The organism is Variovorax sp. W1I1, assembly GCF_030815625.1.
GTDB lineage: Bacteria > Pseudomonadota > Gammaproteobacteria > Burkholderiales > Burkholderiaceae_C > Variovorax > Variovorax paradoxus_C.
Window position 1 is genome coordinate 1,929,577 of record NZ_JAUSWZ010000001.1, and the last position, 20,713, is coordinate 1,950,289.

Genomic DNA, 20,713 nt, shown 5'->3' on the forward strand with positions numbered 1-20,713 from the left:
GGACGTATTATCGAATGAACATGCGCCGCGCAAACCTCGCGTTCGCACACCCACCGTTGGACTCCAATCTCCACTCCCTTTCCCGCCAACTGATCGAACTGCGCATCGAGCACGCCGATCTCGACGCCACCATCGATCGCCTCGCCGAAGCCTCGCCGCAAGACGAGCTCCTGCTGCGACGCTTGAAGAAGCGCCGTCTCGCGCTACGCGACCAGATCACGCGCGTGGAGAACATGCTCGATCCGAGAGAGCCCGCGTGAGCGAGACGCTCGAGGACAAGGTGCGCGATGCGTTCGCGCAGGGCGGGGTGCTCTCGCACGCCGCCGATCACTTCCGTGAGCGTTCGGGCCAGACCGACATGGCGATGGCGGTGGCCCGCACCATCGACCAGGGAGGCGTGCTGGTGGTCGAGGCCGGCACCGGCGTCGGCAAGACTTTCTCGTACCTCGTGCCGGCGCTGTTGAGCGGCGAGCGCGTGTTGCTGTCGACGGCCACCAAGACCTTGCAGGACCAGTTGTTCGGCCGCGACCTGCCGCGGCTGGTCGAGGCCTTCGGCCTGCCGGTGCGCACGGCGCTCCTGAAGGGGCGGGGCAGCTACCTGTGCCTGCACCGGCTCGACACGGCGCGCCACGACGCCTCCTTGCCCGAACGCGGCAGCCTGCGAACGCTCGCCAAGATCGAGCAATGGTCCAAGGCCACGCGCACCGGCGACCTGGCCGAGCTGCCGGGGCTCGACGAGCGCTCGCCGCTCATTCCACTCATCACGTCCACGCGCGAGAACTGCCTGGGCGCGCAGTGCCCGCAGTTCAAGCCCTGCCACGTGAACTTGGCGCGGCGCGAGGCGCTGGCGGCCGACATCGTGGTTATCAACCATCACCTGTTCTTTGCCGATCTCGCGGTGCGCGAGACCGGCATGGCCGAACTGCTGCCGAGCGTGAGCTTGGTGGTGTTCGACGAAGCGCATCAGCTCAACGAAACCGGCGTGCAATTTCTCGGTGCGCAGCTGGGCAGCGGCCAGGCGCTCGACTTCGCGCGCGACATGCTGGGCGCCGGTTTGCAGCATGCGCGCGGGCTGGTCGATTGGCAGCAGCTGGTGGCGGCGGTCGAGCGCGCCGCGCGCGAGTTGCGGCTCGTGGTCGGCAAGCAATGGCCCGGCGCCAAGCTGCGCTGGCTGGGTGAGTCGCCCGAGGGCGTCGATCCGGGTGCCTGGCAGAAGGCGCTCGAAGACCTGCAGCATTCGTTCGAACTTGCAGCCGAAGGGCTCGATACCGTCAGCGAAATTTCTCCTGACTTCGTGCGCCTGCACGAGCGGGCCCAGCAGCTCGCCAAGCGCTCGGCGCGCTTCGCATTGCCGTGTGCGGTCGATTCAGTGCGCTGGGTGGACGTGGGCTCGCAGCTGCGGCTCATCGAGTCGCCACTCGACATTGCCGAGGCGATGCGCAAGCGCGTGCTCAAGATCAGCGAGCCGGACGACGAAGACGACAGCGACACCGACGCGTACGGCGAGCGCCCCGCGGCGCATGAGCGGGAACACGACCGCCGCGCCTGGGTCTTCACGTCCGCCACGCTGGGCGACGAGCCCACGCTGCGCTGGTTCACCGAGCCTTGCGGCTTGGGCGATGCCGAGGTGCTGCGCGTGCAGAGCCCGTTCGACTATGCATCGCAAGCGGCGTTGTACGTCCCGCGCGTCTTTCCGAAACCCAACGACCCATCGCACAGCGCGAAGGTTGCGCAATTGGCCGCACGCGGCGCCGCGGAGCTCGGTGGACGCACGCTGGTGCTGACGACCACGCTGCGCGCATTGCGCACCATCGGCGACGCGATGAAGCAGTATTTCGAGCTGCTCGATGCGGCAGTGCGACCCGAAGTATTGGTCCAGGGCGAACTGCCCAAGCGTGTGCTCATGGAGCGATTCCGCGAAGGCGCGAACGAAGGGCGTGCCGGCTGCGTGCTGGTGGCGTCGGCGTCGTTCTGGGAGGGCTTCGATGCACCTGGCGATGCGCTGCAGCTGGTGGTGATCGACAAGCTGCCGTTCCCGCCGCCAAACGATCCGCTGGTCGAGGCGCGTTCGCAGCGTCTGGAAGCGCAGGGGCGCAGTTCGTTCAGTGACTATTCGCTGCCCGAGGCGGCGGTGGCGCTCAAGCAGGGTGCGGGGCGTTTGATTCGCCGCGAGACCGACAGCGGCGTGCTGGCGATCTGCGACACCCGGCTGGTGGCGATGGGCTACGGGCGCCGCTTGCTGGCGGCGCTGCCGCCGATGCGGCGGCTGGAAACCGAGGCGGATTTCGAGAGCGCCATCGGCGCCCTCAAGAACCCGTACTGATGTGCCTCCCTTTGCGGGAGCTACACGAAGCGAAGTGAAGAGCCGCCGGAGGCTCTCTTACTTCACCAGACCTTCCACCAAGGGTCGTTGTTGCCCTTGAAGCCGTTCGCCAGGTAGGTGCTCTGTGGGTAGTTGGTGGTCAGCACGCGCTGGGCATCGTCGCGCAAGTCCTTCATGCCGAGGGCGTCGTACGACTTCACCATGATGTACAGGGCTTCTTCGAGCGCCGGCACTTCGCGGTAGTCGGCCAGTGCGATCTGTGCCCGGTTGATGGCCGCGAGGTAGGCGCCGCGCGTGTAGTAGTAGCGAGCCACGTGAACCTCGTATTGCGCGAGCGAATTCACGATGTAGTTCATGCGCTGGCGCGCGTCGGGCGCATAGCGCGAATCGGGGAAGCGCGTCACGAGGTCGCGGAACGACTCGAACGATTCCTTGGCGGCCTTCTGGTCACGCTCGGACAGGTCCTGGCGCGTGAGGAAGGCGAACATGCCCAGGTCGTCGTTGAAGTTGATGACGCCCTTCAGGTAGAGCGCGTAATCGAGCGCCGGGCTGGCTGGGTGCAGCTTCATGAAGCGGTCGATGGTGGCGATGGCACTGGCCTTTTCGCCGCCCTTGTATTGGGCGTAGGCCTTTTCCAGCTGAGCCTGCTGCGCGAGCGGCGTGCCGGCGGCGCGGCCTTCGAGCTTCTCGTACAGCGGTACGGCCTTGTCGTAGGCGCCCGAACTGGACTCTTCCTTGGCTTCCGAATAAATGCGGTTGGGGCTCCAGGAAGCGGTCTTGTCTTCCTTGGTGGAGGAGCAGCCGGTAGCGAGCAAGGCCGCCGCGCTGAGCGCGATCCAGGCAGGGACCGATAATTTGGCGCGAAACATCACATACGGCTTTCGTGAAACAGTTGCCTTCAATTATATCGACCGACCCTTTGGCCGATCCCCCGGAAACCATGGAGCTCGAAGAGGGCGCCGATCCGGCCGAACCGAGCGAGCTGCGTCCCTTTGCGATCGGTCAAGCAGAGCATGGCCAGCGGCTCGACCGGGCCCTGGCGGCCCTGGTGCCCGAATTTTCCAGAAGTTACTTGCAGCAGTTGATCGAGGCCGGTGCCGTCGAGTTCCAGGGCCGTACGCTTACCAAGGCTTCGGCCACGGTGCGCGCGGGGCAGGCGGGGCGCATCGAACTGCGCCCCACGCCCCAGAGCCAGGCCTTCCGGCCCGAGCCGATGGATCTCATCACCGTGTTCGAGGACGAGCACCTGCGCATCGTCGACAAGCCCGCCGGCCTCGTCGTGCACCCGGCCCCGGGGCACTGGAGCGGCACGCTCCTGAACGGGCTGCTGGCGCTGGACCCGAAAGCCGTGCTGCTGCCCCGCGCGGGCATCGTGCACCGGCTCGACCGCGACACCAGCGGGCTGATGGTCGTCGCGCGCACCCGTGCCGCGATGGACGCGCTGGTGGCGCTGATCGCCGCGCGCGAGGTCAAGCGGCAATACCTCGCCATCGGGCACAAGCCGTGGGTGGGCGCCGCGGCCCGCCAGGTCGATGCGCCGATCGGGCGCGATCCGCGCAACCGGCTGCGCATGGCCGTGGTCGACCTGGAGCGCCATTCGGGCAAGACGGCCCGCACGCTGATCGAGCGGCTCGACAGCCATTCGGAAGGCTGCGTGGTGCGCTGCACGCTCGAAACGGGCCGCACCCATCAGATCCGGGTGCACATGGCGTCGATCGGCCATCCGCTGGTTGGCGATGCGCTTTACGGCGGCGCTCCGGCCGTGGGGCTCGCGCGTCAGGCGCTGCATGCGTTCCGGCTGGCCTTCGTGCATCCCGTCACGCAGGCGGCGCTCGAGTTCCACTCGCTGCCGCCGCCGGACCTCGTTCAGGCTTTGCAGTCCTGGGGGCTGGACTACAATCGCGCCTGACGGCCCAAGGGCCGCGCCGGCCCCCCGAAGCCGGCCCTGCGTTGCACTCGCCGCGTGCCGGCAACGCCTACTTCTTTCATCCTTCTGAACAAGCGCCCTTGAGGCGCCTTTTCCCGGATAACGCGAACCATGAATACGGCGGATGCCAAGCGCATTCTCGAAACCGCCTTGATCTGTTCGAGCCAGCCGTTGCCGGTGCGCGATCTGCGCGTGCTGTTCGACGACGAGCTGGGTGTGGACACCATCAAGGTGCTGTTGCTTGAACTGCAGGAAGACTGGGCGCAACGCGGCCTGGAGCTTGTGAGCGTCGGCAGCGGCTGGCGCTTCCAGAGCCGGCCCGAGATGCGAGACCACCTCGATCGCCTGCACCCCGAGAAGCCGCCGCGCTACACGCGCGCCGCGCTCGAGACCCTGGCCATCATTGCCTACCGCCAGCCGGCCACGCGCGGCGACATGGAAGACATCCGCGGCGTCACGATCAACTCGCTGATCCTGAAGCAACTCGAGGACCGCGGCTGGGTCGAAGTGATCGGCCACCGCGAAACCGTCGGCCGCCCCGCGCTGTACGCGACCACCCGCCAGTTTCTCGACGACCTCGGCCTGGCTTCGCTCGACCAGTTGCCGCTGATCGAAACCCCCGCGCAGCAGGCCGCGTTGGTCGATGCGCTCGAGCAGGCGTCCGGCAGCCAGCAGGGCCTGCCCATGGACGCCGTTGCCGAGTCGGATGCCGATGCGTCCGCCGATGGCGATGCAGATGTGATGCCACAAGAGACGCCGCTGTCGGCCGGCGATTCCGTCGAAGCCGCTCCCGAAGTGCTGGAAGCCGCCGCCGCGCAGGTGGCCGAAGACGTTGCGTCCGCTGACGTTGCCGAAGCGGAGGAAGCCCCGCTTTCCGCGGGCGAAGAGGCCGAATCTCCCGCCGAAGCCGAGCCCGTCCCCGTTACCACCGATTCCGACCCCGATGCCGCGTCCCAGGACGAGGTCGATTCCCACGCAGTTCCTCCGGAAAAACCCCATGAGCCCATCTGACATCGACGACGCGGGAAACCTGCCGATCGCGCCTGAATCCGAGAAGAAAGAGGCGCCGGCGCCTGAGCAAGCTGCGGATGCTGGCATCGACTCCGCAGCGTCTGCCGATGGCGAGGCTCCCAAGAAGCGGCGCCCGCGCAAGAAGAAGGTCGTCGAGGCTGTGGCCGATGAGGCTGGCGCACCACCCGTAGTCGAGCAGGCCGAGCCTATGGAGCCGGCGGTCGAGTCGCCGGTGGCTGCGTCTGAAGAAGCCGCTCCGGTAGCGGTCGCTCGCGAGGAGCGTGCGGCAGAAGAGGTTCCCCGTGGTGATCAAGGCGATCGGGGCGACCAGGGTGACGATGAGGACGAAGACGAAGAGCCCGACGAGGAGGAAGACGACCTCGACCGTGCCCGCCGTGCCGCCGAACGCGAGCAACGCAACGCGCCCCCGACCGAGCCGATCCGCTTCTCGGACGTCATCTCGGGCCAGTTCGACGCCGACGAGGAAAGCCCCGAGGTGCCGCCGCTCAAGCGCGTGCTGCTGCCCGAGGCCGATTCGCCCAAGCTGCACAAGGTGCTCGCACAAGCCGGCCTGGGTTCGCGGCTCGAGATGGAGGCGCTGATCCTGCAAGGGCGCATTTCTGTCAACAACGAACCCGCCCACATCGGCCAGCGCATCCAGTACGGCGACCAGGTCAAGATCAACGGCAAGCCGATCCGCTACCGCATCGCGCCGCCGCCGCCGCGCGTGATCGCGTACCACAAGCCGGTCGGCGAAGTGGTCACGCATGACGACCCGCAGAACCGGCCCACCGTGTTCCGCAAGCTCCCGCGGCTGCAGCAGGGCAAGTGGCAATCGGTCGGTCGGCTTGACCTGAACACCGAAGGCCTGCTGCTGTTCAGCAGTTCCGGCGACCTCGCCAATCAACTGATGCACCCGCGCTTCGGCCTGGAGCGTGAGTACGCGGTGCGCGTGCTGGGCGCCCTCAGCAGCGAAGAGAAGCAGAAGCTGCTGGACGGCGTGCGCCTCGAAGACGGCATGGCCCAGTTCGGCACCATCGAAGAGGGCGGTGGCGAAGGTTCCAACTGCTGGTATCGCGTCACCATTTCCGAAGGCCGCAACCGCGAAGTGCGCCGGCTGTTCGAGTCGGTGGGCCATGCGGTCAGCCGGCTGATCCGCATCCGCTATGGCGCGATGGTGCTGCCGCGCGGCCTGAAGCGTGGCGCCTGGATGGAACTCGACGAGCGCGATATCCGTGCGCTGTTCCAGGCCTCGGGCGGTGCGGTGGCCCGCCCCGCGGCGCCTCAGCAACGTGGCCCTGGCGGTCCCGAAGGCGGCGGCCGCAACGGACGCAACAAGAAGCGCCGTGGCAACCGCAATGGCGGCGGCCAAGGTCAGGGGCAAGGACAACAGCAGCCGCGCGAGATGCGCGATGACGGGCGCGAAGCGCCGATTCCGAATCCGCTGGGCGACGGTCGTCCGCCGCGCGGTGATCGCGGTGGCCGCGCCAATCGCGGCGGCGGTGGTGGCAACGGTGGCCCGCCGCAGCAGCGCCGCGGCAATGCCGGCGGCAACAACCGCCAGGGGCAGGGCGGTGGCGGCAATCGCCAGCAGGGCGACGATCGCCAGCCGAGCGGCGCCAACCAGCCCGATCCGATGAAGACCTCGCTGGGCTACATCGGCGCCGACAGCTTTTCGCGCCAACGCAAGGAGCAACGCGGAGGACCGGGGGGGCGCCGCACCGGCGGCGGTGGTGCCTCGGGCGGCGGTGGCTACGGCGGCCCGGCCGGCTCGCGCCGACGCGGACGCTGAAAGCCAGCCGTCGCGGCGCGGCTTTCGCGGGGTTTTCACCAATCCCGGAGGCTGCGCCGGTTAAAATCAGAGGCTTTGTCGACTGGTGGCGAAACAAACTCGTTGCAGTTGTGACAAAACACTTCAAAATCAAAGCTGCAGGAAGCATTTCAATGGCTATCGAACGTACCCTCTCCATCATCAAGCCCGACGCCGTTGCCAAGAACGTCATCGGCAAGATCGTTTCCCGCTTCGAGGCCGCCGGCCTCAAGATCGTTGCCGCCAAGCTGGTGCATCTGTCGCGCAACGAAGCCGAACAGTTCTACTCGGTCCACAAGGAGCGTCCCTTCTTCAAGGATCTGGTCGAGTTCATGATCTCGGGCCCCGTGTTCGTGCAAGTGCTCGAAGGCGAGAACGCCATTGCCAAGAACCGTGACCTGATGGGCGCCACCGACCCCAAGAAGGCAGCCGCCGGCACCATCCGCGCCGATTTCGCCGACAGCATCGACGCGAACGCCGTGCACGGTTCGGACGCTCCTGAAACCGCAGCGAACGAAGTCTCGTTCTTCTTCGCCGGCCTCAACGTCTACGCACGCTGAGGCTGTCTGCCGACTGATTCCATGACCACGGCCAACCTGCTCGACTTCGATCTGGAGGGATTGGCCGCGTTCTGCGAAAAACTCGGCGAGAAGCGTTTCCGCGCCACGCAGCTGTTCCGCTGGATTCACCAGCGTGGCGCCAGCGACTTCACCCAGATGACAGATCTGGCCAAGTCGCTGCGCGAGAAGCTCGCGACCACCGCGCGCGTGGAGGCCTTGCCGGTCCTCACGCAGCACGAATCCAAGGACGGCACGATCAAGTGGCTGTTCGACGTCGGCGACGGCAATGCCGTCGAAGCCGTTTTCATTCCGGAGGACGACCGCGGCACGCTGTGCGTGTCGTCCCAAGCCGGCTGTGCGGTCGGTTGCCGTTTTTGCTCGACCGGGCATCAGGGCTTCAGCCGCAACCTGAGCACGGGCGAAATCGTCGCCCAGCTCTGGTTTGCCGAACACTTCCTGCGCAAGCACCTGAAACGCGACGAACGCGTCATCTCCAACGTGGTGATGATGGGCATGGGTGAGCCGCTGCAGAACTACACCGCGCTTGTGCCCGCGCTGCGCACCATGCTCGACGACAACGCCTACGGGCTGTCGCGCCGCCGTGTCACCGTGTCGACTTCCGGCGTTGTGCCGATGATCGATCGCCTCGGCACCGACTGCGCCGTGGCCATGGCCGTTTCGCTGCATGCGCCCAACGATGCGCTGCGCGACGACCTCGTGCCGCTCAATCGCAAGTACCCGATCACCGAGTTGCTCGAAGCCTGCAAGCGCTACCTCGAACATGCGCCGCGCGACTTCATCACCTTCGAGTACTGCATGCTCGACGGCGTGAACGACCAGCCCGAACATGCGCGCCAGCTGGTCGAGCTCGTGCGCAAGCACGACGTCTCGTGCAAGTTCAACCTGATTCCGTTCAACCCCTTTCCAGCCTCGGGCCTGCTGCGTTCACCTCAGCCGCGTGTGCTGGCATTCGCCCGGACGCTGAGCGAGGCGGGCCTCGTGACCACCGTGCGCAAGACGCGCGGCGACGACATCGATGCCGCCTGCGGGCAGCTCGCTGGCGACGTCAAGGATCGCACCCGCGCCGCCGAACGCATGGCCCAGCGCCGAGCAACCGAACGTCCCGTTGTCTTGCACCCGATGCGCAAGAACCCCACCGTCTCCCAGGAGCATTGAACCGATGAGCAAGGCCTTTCCGATGATCACCGCGAGCACGCAGCGCATGCTGGCTGCAAGCCTTGCCGGTGTCGCCGTGGCGTTTCTGCTCGCCGGCTGCGTCAACACGCGGACCACCACCACCAGCCTGGCCGACACCGGCTCGGGCAAGGGCGCCGAGATCGTCACCGAATCCGACGAAACCAACCGCCAGCGCCGCGCGCGGCTGCGCATGGAACTGGCGTCGGGCTATTTCGAGCATGGCCAGACCACCGTGGCGCTCGACGAGATCAAGCAGGCGCTGGTGGCCGATCCCAACTACGCGGACGCCTACAACCTGCGCGGCCTCGTCTACATGCGCCTGGAGGATGCGGGGCTGGCCGAAGACAGCTTCCGCCGCGCGATCGCGATCGCTCCGCGCGACCCCAACATCCGTCACAACTACGGCTGGCTGCTGTGCCAGCAGAACCGCTTTGGCGATGCGGCGCAGCAGTTCACCGAAGCGCTCGCCGTGCCGAGCTACAACGACCGCGCCAAGACGCTCATGACGCAAGGCGTCTGCGAGCTCAAGGCCGGGCTGCGCCCGCAGGCCGAGCGCAGCCTCTTGCAGGCCTACGAGATCGACGCCGGCAATCCGGTGGTCGGTTTCAACCTGGCGTCAGTGCTGGCGCAGCGCGAGGAGTGGCAGCGCGCGCAGTTCTACATTCGCCGCGTCAACAACAGTCCCTCGGCCAGTGCCGAGACGCTGTGGCTCGGCATCAAGATCGAACGAAAGCTCAACAACCGCGAGGCGATCGCGCAGTTGGGAGGCCAACTGCAACGCCGCTTCCCTCAATCGCGGGAGGCATCAGCGTACGAGCGCGGGAATTTCAATGACTGAACGGGTTTCGGAGTTCGGAACCTCCGCGGCACTGCCGCTCGAGGAAAGCGACGTTACGCAAAAGACAGCCGGCGACCTGCTGCGCGAAGCGCGCGAGGCGCACGGACTGCACATCGAAATGGTGGCAGCCGCCCTCAAGGTGCCGCCGCAGAAGCTCGCGGCGCTGGAGGCAGACGACATCGATTCGCTGCCCGATCCCGTCTTCGCGCGCGCCTTGGCCAGCAGTGTCTGCCGGGCCTTGCGCATCGATCCGGCGCCAGTGCTCGCCAAGCTGCCGAACACTAGACAGGCGGGTCTGGCGGTGGCCGACCGGACCTTGAAGACCAACATCGTCTCCGGCACGCCACGCTGGAACGGCGGGCGCTCCAGCGTGCTGCCGTCGCGGGCGCTGCTGACGGTGGTCGTGCTTTTGCTGATCGGCGCGGGCGCACTGTTCTGGCTGCCGCAGTCGGTTTTCGACCAAATCGGCGCCTCGGTGTCGCGCCTCACATCGCGCGGCGAGCGTGAAGCATCTTCGACGGGTGAAGCGCCTCCGGGCGGAGCAGCCTCGGGGACGCCAGGCGTCGTGGCAGAAAACGTTCCCGTGCAAGCCGTGGCGCCCACCGGACCGGCGGGTGTCGCACCCGCTGCTGCCGCCAATGGGCCTGCGCCCGCGGCAGCCGCTCCTGCAACCGTCGCGCCCGGCGCGGCATCTCCTGTGGCCGCCGCGAGCAGCAGCCAGCAATTGGTTTTCGTGGCGCGCGAAGAGTGCTGGATCACCGTGACCGAAGCGGGCGGCAAGCAGCTGCTGCGCCGGAGCCTCCAAGCCGGTGAAACCGTCGGCCTGTCCGGCACGCTGCCGCTCTCGGTGGTGGTGGGCCGTGCGTCGGCTGTGGACGTGCAGGTCAGCGGAAAACCCTACGATCTGAAGCCCGTCACCCGCGGTGGTGGCGTAGCGCGCTTCGAGGTGAAATCGTGACCGACTGCACACCCCAACCCGTTGAATCTGCGGCGCCCAAGGCGCGCCGCTCGCACCAGGCCAGCGTGGTCTGGGGCCCGCGCATCGTTACCGTGGGTGGCGACGCTCCGGTGCGCGTGCAATCGATGACGAACACCGACACGGTCGATGCCATCGGCACCGCGATCCAGGTCAAGGAACTCGCCATCGCGGGCTCCGAGATGGTCCGCATCACGGTCAATACGCCCGAGGCTGCGGCCCAGGTGCCCTACATCCGCGAGCAGCTCGACCGCATGGGCATCGACGTGCCGCTGATCGGCGACTTTCACTACAACGGCCACCGCCTGCTCACCGACTATCCCGCCTGCGCCGAGGCGCTGAGCAAGTACCGCATCAACCCCGGCAACGTGGGCAAGGGCGACAAGAAGGACAGGCAGTTCGGCCAGATGATCGACGCCGCGATGCGATGGAACAAGCCGGTGCGCATCGGCGTGAACTGGGGCAGCCTCGACCAGGAACTGCTCGCCAGCCTGATGGACACGAACAGCCAGCGCGCCGAGCCCTGGGACGCCAAGCAGGTGATGTACGAGGCGCTGATCACCTCGGCCATCGAGTCCGCGAAGCTTGCCGAGTCAATGGGCATGGCCGGCAACCAGGTCATCCTGTCGTGCAAGGTGAGCGGCGTGCAGGACCTGATCTCGGTGTACCGCGAGCTTGCCAAGCGTTGCGAATACCCGCTGCACCTGGGCCTCACCGAAGCCGGCATGGGCACCAAGGGCACGGTGGCGTCGGCCACGGCGCTCTCGATCCTGCTGCAGGAGGGCATCGGCGACACGATTCGCGTGTCGCTCACGCCGCAGCCGGGCGAGTCGCGCACGCAGGAAGTGCTGATCGCCAATGAAATCCTCCAGGCCCTGGGCCTGCGCGTGTTCGTGCCGAGCGTCACCGCCTGTCCGGGCTGCGGGCGCACCACGAGCACCACCTTCCAGGAGTTGGCCAAGCAGATCGACGACTACCTGCGCCTGCAGATGCCGGTCTGGCGCAAGAAATATCCGGGTGTCGAGACGCTGAAGGTGGCCGTCATGGGCTGCATCGTCAACGGCCCCGGCGAGAGCAAGCACGCCGACATCGGCATCAGCCTGCCCGGCACCGGCGAGGCGCCCGCCGCGCCGGTCTTCATCGACGGCGAAAAGGCCCTCACGCTGCGCGGCGACAATATCGCCAACGAGTTCCACCAGCTCGTCGAAACCTACATTGAAAAGCGCTTCGGCGGCGAACACGCCGTCGCCGCCTGACACCTCCGCAGACTCATGGCTGAAAAATTGAATGCCGTCAAAGGCATGAACGACATATTGCCGCCCGAATCGGCGCGCTGGGAGTGGCTCGAGGCCACCGTGCGCGACCTGATGGGGCGGTTTGCATACCGCAACGTCCGCACGCCGATCCTCGAGCACACCGCGCTGTTTGTGCGCGGTATTGGCGAGGTCACGGACATCGTCGAAAAAGAGATGTACGCCTTCGAGGACCGCTCCGACAAGCACGGCCAGGCCGAGCACCTCGCGATGCGCCCGGAGAACACCGCTGGCCTCGTGCGCGCCGTGATCGAGCACAACATGCTCTACGACGGTCCCCGGCGCCTTTGGTACACGGGGCCGATGTTTCGCCGCGAGAAGCCGCAGCGCGGGCGCTATCGCCAGTTCCACCAGATTGGCGCCGAGGCGCTCGGCTTTGCCGGCCCCGATGTCGATGCGGAGTTGATCCTGCTGGCCAGCGCGCTTTGGAAGGCCATCGGCCTGACCGATGTGCGGCTCGAACTCAACAGTCTGGGCCAGCCCGCCGAGCGCGCGCTGCATCGTGCGCAGCTCATCGCCCACTTCGAGCAGCACGCCGACAAACTCGACGAAGACGGCAAGCGCCGCCTGCACAGCAACCCGCTGCGCATCCTCGATACCAAGAACCCGGCCATGAAGGACGTGGTCGAGTCGGCACCCAAGCTGAGCGAGTTCCTCGGTGCCGAATCTCTCGCGCACTTCGAAGGGTTGCAGGCCATTCTTCAGGCCAACGGCATCGCCTACACGATCAACCCGCGTCTCGTGCGCGGTCTCGACTACTACAACCTCACGGTGTTCGAGTTCGTCACCGATCGCCTCGGCGCGCAGGGCACTGTCTGCGGCGGCGGCCGTTACGACGGCCTGATCGAGCAGATCGGCGGCAAGCCTGCACCGGCAGTGGGCTGGGCCATGGGCGTGGAGCGCGTCCTCGACTTGCTGAAAGAGCAGGGCGCAGACATTCCCGCGCCAGCCCCCGATGCCTACGCCGTAGTGCCCGACGCGGGCGCCATGCCGCTGGTGCTGCGTACGCTGCAGCAGTTGCGCGAAGCCGGCGTGCGCGTGCAGATGCACGGCGCCACGGCCGAAGGCCTGGCGAGCTTCAAGTCGCAGATGAAAAAGGCCGACAACAGTGGCGCCACCTACGCCCTGATCTTCGGCGCCGATGAACTTGCACGCGGCGAAGTGACTCTCAAGTCTCTGCGCGACGGCAGCGGCGCGCAAATCGCCCGGCCGCTCGCCGAGGTGGCCACCTGGGCCGCCACCCTACAATCCCCGGCTCCCAACACCTGACAGCGCATGGCAACCCATCTCGATCTCGAAGAACAGGAACAGCTCGACCAGCTCAAGCATTTCTGGAACACCTACGGCACCCTGATCACCTGGGTCGTGCTGCTTGTCGCCGGCGCCTTCGTGGCCTGGAACGGCTGGCAATACTTCCAGCGCAACAAGGCAGCCCAGGCCGCGGCTCTTTACGACGAGGTCGAGCGCAGCACGCAGTCCGGCGACGTCGAGCGCATCCAGCGCGTGCTGGGCGACATGAAGGAGCGCTTTGCCGGCACCGCCTATGCGCAGCAGGCGGGCCTCCTGGCCGCCAAGACGCTGTACGAAAAGGGCAAGGTCGACGAATCGCGTGCAGCACTGGGTTGGGTGGCGCAGAGCGCCGTCGATCCGGGCTACCAGGCCATCGCGAAGCTGCGGCTCGCGGCCGAACTGCTCGACGGCAAGTCGTACGACGAAGCCTTGAAGCAACTCGACGGCAATGTGCCCAAGGAGTTCGAACCGCTGGTGGCCGACCGCAAGGGCGACATCTACATGGCGCAGGGCAAGCGCGACGAGGCGCAGCAGGAATACCGCAAGGCCTGGACGGGTCTCGGCGCAACCTCCGACTACCGCCGCCTGGTCGAGATCAAGCTGAACGCGGTCGGTGTCGACCCGAAGAGCCTGGCGCCAACCATCACTGTCACACCCGCAGCCCCCAAAAACTCCTGACCGCATCATGAATCTCAAGCGTCTCATGCCTGAATCGGGCGCCCTGCGCGCAGGTTCCGCTCTTGTTTTGGTAGCGCTGTTGGCCGCCTGTTCGGGCTCCGGCAAGCCGAAGCCGGCCGAGCTGCCCGCCAACCCCGCCACGCTCGGCGTGCGTCAGGCCTGGAGCGTGAAGATCCCGGAAGTGAGCTTCCCGCTCACCACCGACGTCAGCGGCGACATCGTGACGGTGGCCGGCAACGACGGCACCGTCGTGGCCATCGACGCCCGTGCCGGCCGTGAAACCTGGCGTGCGAGCGCCGGCGCCACATTGGCGGCAGGCGTCGGCAGCGACGGCACGATGGCCGCGGTCGTCACCACCAACAACGAACTCGTCGCCATCGAAGGCGGCAAGGTCCTGTGGAAGCAGAAGCTGGCGGCCCAGGCCTTCACCGCACCGCTGGTCGCAGGCCGCCGCGTGTTCGTGCAGACCGCCGACCGCAGCATCAGCGCTTGGGACGGCCAGAGCGGCCGCCGCCTCTGGCTGCAGCAGCGCCCCAGTGAAAACCTGGTGCTGCGCAAGTCGGGCGTGCTGATCGCCGTGGGCGATACCCTGATCGCGGGCATCGGCGGCCGGCTGGTCGGCATCAACCCGGCCAATGGCACCTCGCGCTGGGAGTCGCCCATTGCGGCGCCGCGCGGCACCAACGACGTGGAGCGCCTGGTCGACCTGACCGGCAGCGTGAGCCGCTTCGGTGACAGCATTTGCGCGCGGGCCTATTACGCCAGCGTCGGTTGCGTCGAGACACAGCGCGGCACGCTGGTCTGGAGCAAGCCGGCCTCGGGCGCGGACGGCGTCTCCGGCGACGAAGGCTTTGTCTACGGCACTGAATCCGATGGCAGCGTCACGGCCTGGCGCCGCGGCGACGGCGAACGCGCCTGGCAAATGACCCGCTTCAAGAACCGTGTGCTGACCTCGCCGCTCGCGGTGGGTCGCTCGCTGATCATCGGCGAGGACACCGGCTCGCTGCATTTCGTTTCGCGCGAAGACGGTGCGCTGCTCAATCGTGTCACGCCCGATGGCTCTGCCATCACCGTTGCGCCGGTCCTGGCCGGCAACACGGTCGTGGTCGTGACTGCCAAGGGCGGCGTGTTTGGCTATCGCCCTGACTAATCTTTTCTTTTCCCACTCTCAAGGCCCGACCATGAAAACCGCGCCATCGAAAGGCCGGCCATGAAGCCGGTCGTGGCCCTGGTCGGCCGTCCCAACGTCGGCAAGTCGACGCTCTTCAACCGCCTGACCCAGACGCGCGACGCCATCGTCGCCGACTACGCCGGCCTTACGCGCGACCGTCACTACGGCAACGGCCGCCTGGGCAAGCACGAGTTCATCGTGATCGACACCGGCGGCTTCGAGCCCGATGCCGGCAGCGGCATCTACAAGGAAATGGCCAAGCAGACGCGACAGGCCGTGGCCGAAGCCGACGTCGTGATCTTCGTGGTCGATGCCCGCGAAGGCCTCTCGGCGCAAGACCACGACATCGCCAACGAGCTGCGCCGGCTGGGCAAGCCCTGCGTGCTGGCGGCCAACAAGGCCGAAGGCATGCACGACGGTACCAAGCTGGTCGACTTCTACGAGCTGGGCTTTGGCGACGTGCACGGTGTGTCCGCTGCGCACGGACAGGGCATGCGCGACCTGGTCGAGCTGGCCCTCGAGCCGCTGAACCTGCCGGACCCGGACGATGAGACCGACGAAGACGACGTCAACAAGCCCATCAAGCTGGCGGTAGCTGGCCGGCCCAATGTCGGCAAGTCGACGCTCATCAACACTTGGCTCGGTGAAGAACGTCTGGTGGCGTTCGATATGCCGGGCACCACGCGCGACGCCATCTCGGTGCCGTTCGAGCGCAACGGCCAGCGCTTCGAGCTGATCGACACCGCAGGCCTGCGCCGCAAGGGCAAGGTGTTCGAGGCGATCGAGAAGTTCTCGGTGGTCAAGACGCTGCAGGCCATCGAGTCGGCCAATGTCGTGCTGTTGCTGCTCGACGCGACGCAAGGCGTGACTGATCAGGACGCGCACATTGCAGGCTACATCCTCGAGAGCGGCCGCGCGGTGGTGATCGCCATCAACAAATGGGATGCCGTCGACAGCTACCAGCGCGAGCAGATCCAGCGGCAAATCGAGACCCGGTTGCCGTTCCTGAAGTTCGCGTCATTGCATTTCATCTCGGCCATCAAGCGCCAGGGGCTCGGCCCGGTATGGCAGGCGATTGCGCAGGCGCACAAATCGGCTACCCGCAAGATGTCGACGCCGGTGCTTACCCGGTTGTTGCTGGAGGCGGTGCAATTTCAGGCGCCCCAGCGCGGCGGCATGTTCCGACCCAAGCTGCGCTATGCGCACCAGGGCGGCATGAATCCGCCGGTGATCATCATCCACGGCAATTCGCTGGAGCACGTGACCGACGCGTACAAGCGATTCCTGGAAGGGCGCTTCCGCAAGGAATTCGACCTGGTTGGCACGCCCTTGCGGATCCAGTTCAAGAGCTCGCAGAATCCCTTTGCGGACAAGGACAGCTGAATTACGTTTTGGGGCGCTTGGCCGCCGATGGCGGCCGATGAGTTGCAGCTGGAATGGAAGTTCCGTCTTTTGAGAGCCGTTATTTTCTCAAGGCTTTTGGCTCCTATTGCTGCAGCGCAGAAACCCTGTGTTAAGGTCATCTCTCCAACAACTACTCTTGAACACGGAGAATATCGTGAGCAATAAAGGGCAACTTCTGCAAGACCCGTTTCTGAACACCCTGCGTCGCGAGCATGTGCCGGTTTCCATTTATTTGGTGAACGGCATCAAGCTGCAGGGCCAGATCGAGTCTTTTGACCAATACGTCGTGTTGCTCCGCAACACAGTGACGCAAATGGTCTATAAGCACGCCATTTCCACCATCGTGCCGGGTCGTGCCGTCAACTTCTCGGCTGCCGAGAACGACGACGCCGCAGCCTGATCGCGCGGAGCGCGACGGAGCCCCCTCCGTCGCGCTTTTTCATTTTCTGATTCCGCTTGTCTGAACTGATCCATCGCCAGGAAGGCGCCGCCGTTCTCGTCGGCGTCGACTTTGGGCTGCCCCATTTCGACAGCGAACTCGAGGAACTCGGCCTGCTCGCGCAGACCGCGGGCCTCACGCCTGTCGCCCGACTCACCTGCAAACGCAAGGCGCCCGATGCGGCCCTGTTCGTTGGCAGCGGCAAGGCCGACGAGATCAAAGAACTCGCCGCCATGCATCAGGCGAGCGAGGTCATCTTCGACCAGTCCTTGAGCCCGGCGCAGCAGCGCAACCTCGAGCGCCAGCTCGACATCGCTGTCTACGACCGCACTTTCCTCATTCTTGAAATCTTCGCCCAGCGCGCGCGTTCGCATGAGGGCAAGCTGCAGGTAGAGCTCGCTCGCCTGCAGTACCTCAGCACGCGGCTGGTTCGCCGATGGTCCCACCTGGAGCGCCAGACCGGCGGTGCAGGTGTGCGCGGCGGCCCGGGCGAGAAGCAGATCGAGCTCGACCGCCGCATGATCAGCGAGTCGATCAAGCGCACGCGCGAGCGTCTGGCCAAGGTGCAGAAGCAGCGCGGCACGCAACGTCGGCAGCGGGAGCGCCGCGAGACCTTCAACATTTCGCTCGTTGGCTATACCAACGCGGGCAAGTCGTCCCTCTTCAATGCGCTCGTCAAGGCGCGCGCTTACGCAGCCGACCAGCTCTTCGCGACGCTCGATACCACCACCCGCAACCTCTATCTCGGCGATGCGAAGCGCCAAGTGTCGATCTCCGACACCGTCGGATTCATCCGCGACCTGCCGCACGGCCTCGTCGACGCGTTCAAGGCCACATTGCAGGAGGCGGTCGATGCCGATCTGTTGCTGCACCTGATCGACGCCTCCAACCCCCATTACCCCGAGCAGATGGCCGAGGTGCAAAGCGTCCTGCGCGAGATCGGCGCTGACACCGTTCCGCAACTGTTGGTATTCAACAAGCTCGACGCTCTTGAAAGTGCGCAACGTCCGCTGCATCTGCAGGACGAGATGGAAATCGATGGCGTTCAGGTTCCCCGCATCTTCCTCAGCGCCAAAAGCGGCGAGGGCGTGCCGTTGCTGCGCGCCGAGCTGGCTCGGCTGTCGGGCTCCGTAGCCGATACGATGACCCCTGCGGACGACACTGAATTGCACGATGCTGCCCTTTGATTGGGCACAATCCCGCCACTGACAAGAGAACGAAGCGAATGAATGCAAAGCCAGCGTGGAGAGGGTTTCTGGGCATGTTCAATCTGAACGATGGCCGATGGGGTCGCGGCGACGAGCCGTCGTCCTCCAACGGCGACCGCCCAGCCGGCAACCGGCCCCCCGATGCCGATCCTCCGGGCGCACCGACGCCCCCGCCTTCGGGCAACAACAATAACAACGGCAACCGCCCCCGCGGCCAAGGTCCCAACCAGGGGCCGCCCGACCTCGATGAACTCTGGCGCGACCTCAATCGCAAGCTCGGCGGTTTCTTCGGTGGCGGCAAAGGCGGCGGAAACCGTCCCAACGGCAACAACAGCGGCGGTGGCGGCAACGGCTACAGACCCGATATGAAAAACGCAGGATTCGGCCTCGGCCTGGTGGCGGCCGTGGCAATCCTGATCTGGCTCGGCACCGGCTTCTTCATCGTGAACGAAGGCCAGCAGGCCGTGGTCACGCAGTTCGGCCGCTACAAGTCGACGGTGAACGCCGGCTTCAACTGGCGCCTGCCGTACCCGATCCAGCGCCACGAGGTGGTGGTGACCACGCAGATCCGTTCCACCGACGTGGGCCGCGACGCCATCGTGCGTTCTACGGGCCTGCGCGAATCGGCCATGCTGACCGAAGACGAGAACATCGTCGAGATCAAATTCGCCGTGCAGTACCGCCTGAGCAATGCACAGGCCTGGCTCTACGAGAGCAAGTCGCCGGCTGAAACCATCGTGCAGGTGGCAGAGAGCTCCGTGCGCGAAGTGGTCGGCAAGATGAAGATGGATGCGGCACTGGCCGAAGAGCGCGATCAGATCGCCCCGCGCGTACGGCAATTGATGCAGACCATCCTCGACCGCTACAAGATCGGCGTCGAAGTGGTCGGCATCAACCTGCAGCAGGGTGGTGTGCGTCCTCCCGAGCAGGTGCAGGCCGCGTTCGACGACGTGCTCAAGGCTGGCCAGGAGCGCGAGCGCACCAAGAACGATGCCCAGGCCTACGCCAACCAGGTCGTGCCGCTTGCCTCCGGTACATCCTCGCGCCTCAAGGAAGAGTCCGAAGCCTACAAGGCGCGCATCGTGGCCCAGGCACAAGGTGACGCCGGCCGCTTCAGCGCGGTGCTGGCCGAGTACCAGAAGGCGCCGCAGGTCACTCGCGACCGCATGTACACCGATGCCATGCAGCAGATCTACGCCAGCACGACCAAGGTGCTGGTCGACACCAAGCAAGGCTCCAACCTGTTGTACTTGCCGCTGGACAAGCTCATGCAGATGAGCGGCAACAACGCCGCAACGCCCGTCGATGCTGCCAGCCCGAGCGTGGCCGGCACCGCGCCGGCCCAGTCGTCGGTGATCCCGGTGGCCCCGCCCACGGGCGAGAGCCGTGGACGCGACGGCCGTTCGCGTGAACGTGACGTGCGTTGATAAAGGCCTAGAAGAACATGAACAGAATCGGATTCATCGCCTCGTCGATCCTTGTCTTGCTCGTGCTGCTGAGCTCGACCCTCTTCGTGGTCGACCAGCGCCAGTTCGGCGTGGTCTACGCCCTCGGCCAGATCAAGAGCGTCATCACCGAGCCCGGCCTCAACTTCAAGTTGCCGCCGCCGTTCCAGAACGTGTCGTACATCGACAAGCGCCTCCTGACGCTGTCGAGCATCGACACCGAGCCCATGCTCACGGCTGAAAAGCAGCGCGTGGTGATCGACTGGTATGTGCGCTGGCGCATCAGCGACCCGCAGGCCTATATCCGCAATGTCGGCCTGGACGAGAACGCGGGTGCCATGCAGCTGAACCGCGTGGTGCGCAATGCGTTCCAGGAAAACATCAACAAGCGCACCGTGCGCGACTTGATCTCGGTGCGTCGCGAGGCCCTCATGGCCGACGTGCAGCGCGAAGTGCTGGCTGTGGTGAAGGGCAGCAAGCCCTGGGGCGTCGACGTGGTCGACGTGCGGATCACCCGCGTGGACTATGTGGAAGCGATCACCGAATCGGTCTACCGCCGCATGGAAGCCGAACGCAAGCGCGTTGCCAACGAGCTGCGCTCGACCGGTACAGCCGAAGGCGAAAAGATTCGTGCCGATGCCGATCGCCAGCGTGAAGTGATCGTGGCAAACGCCTATCGCGACGCCCAGAAGATCAAGGGCGAGGGCGATGCCCAGGCCGCAAGCGCCTACAGCGAGGCCTTCGGCCGCGACCCGCAATTTGCCCAGTTCTATCGCAGCCTCGAGGCCTACAAGCAGAGTTTCAACAAGAAGAGCGACGTGCTGGTGGTTGACCCGTCGTCTGACTTCTTCCGTGCCATGCAGGGCTCCGGCTCCGCGGGCAACGCACCCCGCCGCTGATCCGTTTCAGGGTTCAGTGAGCGCCGAGACCTTCTGGAGCGCGTTGGCGCTCGTCCTGGTGATCGAAGGCATCCTGCCCTTCGTGTCGCCGGGAGGTTGGCGGCGCGGCTTCGGGCAACTGATGCAACTGCGCGACGGGCAGCTTCGATTCTTCGGTCTTTGCAGCATCTTGTTGGGCTTGGTACTACTTTGGGTTTTGGCGTAGCGCGGTCCCGGTAGAATCC

General features: G+C 65.9%; 20 protein-coding genes. 19 read left to right on the forward strand and 1 reads right to left on the reverse strand.

From position 1 onward, the window contains the following. Positions 1-56 precede the first annotated feature (56 nt). Complete coding sequence (locus tag QFZ83_RS09145) at positions 57-260, forward strand: YdcH family protein (protein ID WP_041943815.1); 204 nt, start codon at positions 57-59, stop codon at positions 258-260. Further along, positions 257-2,323 (forward strand): ATP-dependent DNA helicase, encoded by a 2,067-nt coding sequence (locus tag QFZ83_RS09150; protein ID WP_307505263.1) that lies wholly within the window; start codon positions 257-259, stop codon positions 2,321-2,323. Before QFZ83_RS09145 ends, QFZ83_RS09150 begins: the two co-directional genes overlap by 4 nt. A gap of 62 nt (positions 2,324-2,385) precedes the next feature. Here QFZ83_RS09150 and QFZ83_RS09155 read toward each other — a convergent pair whose 3' ends face one another. Then, positions 2,386-3,192, reverse strand: coding sequence for an outer membrane protein assembly factor BamD (locus tag QFZ83_RS09155; RefSeq protein WP_013542121.1), 807 nt, complete (start codon positions 3,190-3,192; stop codon positions 2,386-2,388). A gap of 71 nt (positions 3,193-3,263) precedes the next feature. Between QFZ83_RS09155 and QFZ83_RS09160 the strand changes: the two genes are divergently transcribed. The 17 genes from QFZ83_RS09160 (at position 3,264) to QFZ83_RS09240 (ending at position 20,694) form a co-directional block, all read left to right on the forward strand. Continuing rightward, a complete protein-coding gene (locus QFZ83_RS09160) occupies positions 3,264-4,232 on the forward strand; it encodes an RluA family pseudouridine synthase (protein WP_307512666.1) in 969 nt (322 codons plus the stop codon). A gap of 129 nt (positions 4,233-4,361) precedes the next feature. Beyond that, a complete protein-coding gene (gene scpB, locus QFZ83_RS09165) occupies positions 4,362-5,261 on the forward strand; it encodes an SMC-Scp complex subunit ScpB (RefSeq protein ID WP_307505266.1) in 900 nt (299 codons plus the stop codon). Then, complete coding sequence (locus QFZ83_RS09170; RefSeq protein ID WP_307505269.1) at positions 5,248-7,053, forward strand: pseudouridine synthase; 1,806 nt, start codon at positions 5,248-5,250, stop codon at positions 7,051-7,053. Before scpB ends, QFZ83_RS09170 begins: the two co-directional genes overlap by 14 nt. 152 nt (positions 7,054-7,205) lie before the next feature. Next, positions 7,206-7,631 carry a nucleoside-diphosphate kinase gene (gene ndk, locus QFZ83_RS09175; protein ID WP_013542117.1) on the forward strand — a complete coding sequence of 142 codons (426 nt, stop codon included), beginning with the start codon at positions 7,206-7,208 and terminating at the stop codon, positions 7,629-7,631. Between the two features lie 21 nt (positions 7,632-7,652). Further along, positions 7,653-8,807 carry a 23S rRNA (adenine(2503)-C(2))-methyltransferase RlmN gene (gene rlmN / locus QFZ83_RS09180; protein WP_307505273.1) on the forward strand — a complete coding sequence of 385 codons (1,155 nt, stop codon included), beginning with the start codon at positions 7,653-7,655 and terminating at the stop codon, positions 8,805-8,807. Positions 8,808-8,811: 4 nt separating this feature from the next. Continuing rightward, positions 8,812-9,666 (forward strand): type IV pilus biogenesis/stability protein PilW, encoded by an 855-nt coding sequence (gene pilW / locus QFZ83_RS09185; RefSeq protein WP_307505277.1) that lies wholly within the window; start codon positions 8,812-8,814, stop codon positions 9,664-9,666. Next, positions 9,659-10,624, forward strand: a complete 966-nt coding sequence (locus QFZ83_RS09190; protein WP_307505280.1) for a helix-turn-helix domain-containing protein — start codon at positions 9,659-9,661, stop codon at positions 10,622-10,624. Before pilW ends, QFZ83_RS09190 begins: the two co-directional genes overlap by 8 nt. Next, positions 10,621-11,898 carry a flavodoxin-dependent (E)-4-hydroxy-3-methylbut-2-enyl-diphosphate synthase gene (gene ispG, locus QFZ83_RS09195; RefSeq protein WP_307505283.1) on the forward strand — a complete coding sequence of 426 codons (1,278 nt, stop codon included), beginning with the start codon at positions 10,621-10,623 and terminating at the stop codon, positions 11,896-11,898. The genes QFZ83_RS09190 and ispG overlap by 4 nt, the downstream gene beginning before the upstream one ends. A 15-nt stretch (positions 11,899-11,913) precedes the next feature. Continuing rightward, positions 11,914-13,224, forward strand: a complete 1,311-nt coding sequence (gene hisS, locus QFZ83_RS09200) for a histidine--tRNA ligase (RefSeq protein WP_307505285.1) — start codon at positions 11,914-11,916, stop codon at positions 13,222-13,224. 6 nt (positions 13,225-13,230) lie between these two features. Then, positions 13,231-13,923, forward strand: coding sequence for a tetratricopeptide repeat protein (locus tag QFZ83_RS09205; protein WP_306878383.1), 693 nt, complete (start codon positions 13,231-13,233; stop codon positions 13,921-13,923). Between the two features lie 7 nt (positions 13,924-13,930). After that, positions 13,931-15,073 carry an outer membrane protein assembly factor BamB gene (gene bamB, locus QFZ83_RS09210; RefSeq protein ID WP_013542110.1) on the forward strand — a complete coding sequence of 381 codons (1,143 nt, stop codon included), beginning with the start codon at positions 13,931-13,933 and terminating at the stop codon, positions 15,071-15,073. A 60-nt stretch (positions 15,074-15,133) separates the two neighbouring features. Beyond that, positions 15,134-16,477 (forward strand): ribosome biogenesis GTPase Der, encoded by a 1,344-nt coding sequence (der, locus tag QFZ83_RS09215; protein ID WP_013542109.1) that lies wholly within the window; start codon positions 15,134-15,136, stop codon positions 16,475-16,477. Positions 16,478-16,634: 157 nt separating this feature from the next. After that, positions 16,635-16,898, forward strand: coding sequence for an RNA chaperone Hfq (hfq, locus tag QFZ83_RS09220; RefSeq protein WP_018902784.1), 264 nt, complete (start codon positions 16,635-16,637; stop codon positions 16,896-16,898). 56 nt (positions 16,899-16,954) lie between these two features. Continuing rightward, a complete protein-coding gene (gene hflX / locus QFZ83_RS09225) occupies positions 16,955-18,124 on the forward strand; it encodes a GTPase HflX (RefSeq protein WP_307505290.1) in 1,170 nt (389 codons plus the stop codon). A gap of 74 nt (positions 18,125-18,198) precedes the next feature. Beyond that, the gene (gene hflK, locus QFZ83_RS09230) at positions 18,199-19,572 is read left to right on the forward strand and encodes an FtsH protease activity modulator HflK (protein ID WP_306878372.1); all 1,374 of its coding nucleotides are present in this window, start codon (positions 18,199-18,201) and stop codon (positions 19,570-19,572) included. A gap of 17 nt (positions 19,573-19,589) precedes the next feature. After that, positions 19,590-20,489: a protease modulator HflC gene (gene hflC / locus QFZ83_RS09235; protein WP_013542106.1), complete on the forward strand. Its 900-nt coding sequence runs from the start codon at positions 19,590-19,592 to the stop codon at positions 20,487-20,489. A 16-nt stretch (positions 20,490-20,505) separates the two neighbouring features. Beyond that, complete coding sequence (locus tag QFZ83_RS09240) at positions 20,506-20,694, forward strand: DUF2065 domain-containing protein (protein WP_013542105.1); 189 nt, start codon at positions 20,506-20,508, stop codon at positions 20,692-20,694. Positions 20,695-20,713: the final 19 nt, after the last annotated feature.

What these genes read in the sequence shown, in the direction of transcription:
- pilW (WP_307505277.1), top strand. Translation starts at nt 8,812, where the DNA reads ATGAGCAAGGCCTTTCCGATGATCACCGCGAGCACGCAGCGCATGCTG.
- hflK (WP_306878372.1), top strand. Translation starts at nt 18,199, where the DNA reads ATGTTCAATCTGAACGATGGCCGATGGGGTCGCGGCGACGAGCCGTCG.
- QFZ83_RS09170 (WP_307505269.1), top strand. Translation starts at nt 5,248, where the DNA reads ATGAGCCCATCTGACATCGACGACGCGGGAAACCTGCCGATCGCGCCT.
- QFZ83_RS09160 (WP_307512666.1), top strand. Translation starts at nt 3,264, where the DNA reads ATGGAGCTCGAAGAGGGCGCCGATCCGGCCGAACCGAGCGAGCTGCGT.
- der (WP_013542109.1), top strand. Translation starts at nt 15,134, where the DNA reads ATGAAGCCGGTCGTGGCCCTGGTCGGCCGTCCCAACGTCGGCAAGTCG.
- ndk (WP_013542117.1), top strand. Translation starts at nt 7,206, where the DNA reads ATGGCTATCGAACGTACCCTCTCCATCATCAAGCCCGACGCCGTTGCC.
- scpB (WP_307505266.1), top strand. Translation starts at nt 4,362, where the DNA reads ATGAATACGGCGGATGCCAAGCGCATTCTCGAAACCGCCTTGATCTGT.
- hflC (WP_013542106.1), top strand. Translation starts at nt 19,590, where the DNA reads ATGAACAGAATCGGATTCATCGCCTCGTCGATCCTTGTCTTGCTCGTG.
- QFZ83_RS09190 (WP_307505280.1), top strand. Translation starts at nt 9,659, where the DNA reads ATGACTGAACGGGTTTCGGAGTTCGGAACCTCCGCGGCACTGCCGCTC.
- bamB (WP_013542110.1), top strand. Translation starts at nt 13,931, where the DNA reads ATGAATCTCAAGCGTCTCATGCCTGAATCGGGCGCCCTGCGCGCAGGT.
- hisS (WP_307505285.1), top strand. Translation starts at nt 11,914, where the DNA reads ATGGCTGAAAAATTGAATGCCGTCAAAGGCATGAACGACATATTGCCG.
- rlmN (WP_307505273.1), top strand. Translation starts at nt 7,653, where the DNA reads ATGACCACGGCCAACCTGCTCGACTTCGATCTGGAGGGATTGGCCGCG.
- QFZ83_RS09155 (WP_013542121.1), bottom strand. Translation starts at nt 3,192, where the DNA reads ATGTTTCGCGCCAAATTATCGGTCCCTGCCTGGATCGCGCTCAGCGCG.
- QFZ83_RS09205 (WP_306878383.1), top strand. Translation starts at nt 13,231, where the DNA reads ATGGCAACCCATCTCGATCTCGAAGAACAGGAACAGCTCGACCAGCTC.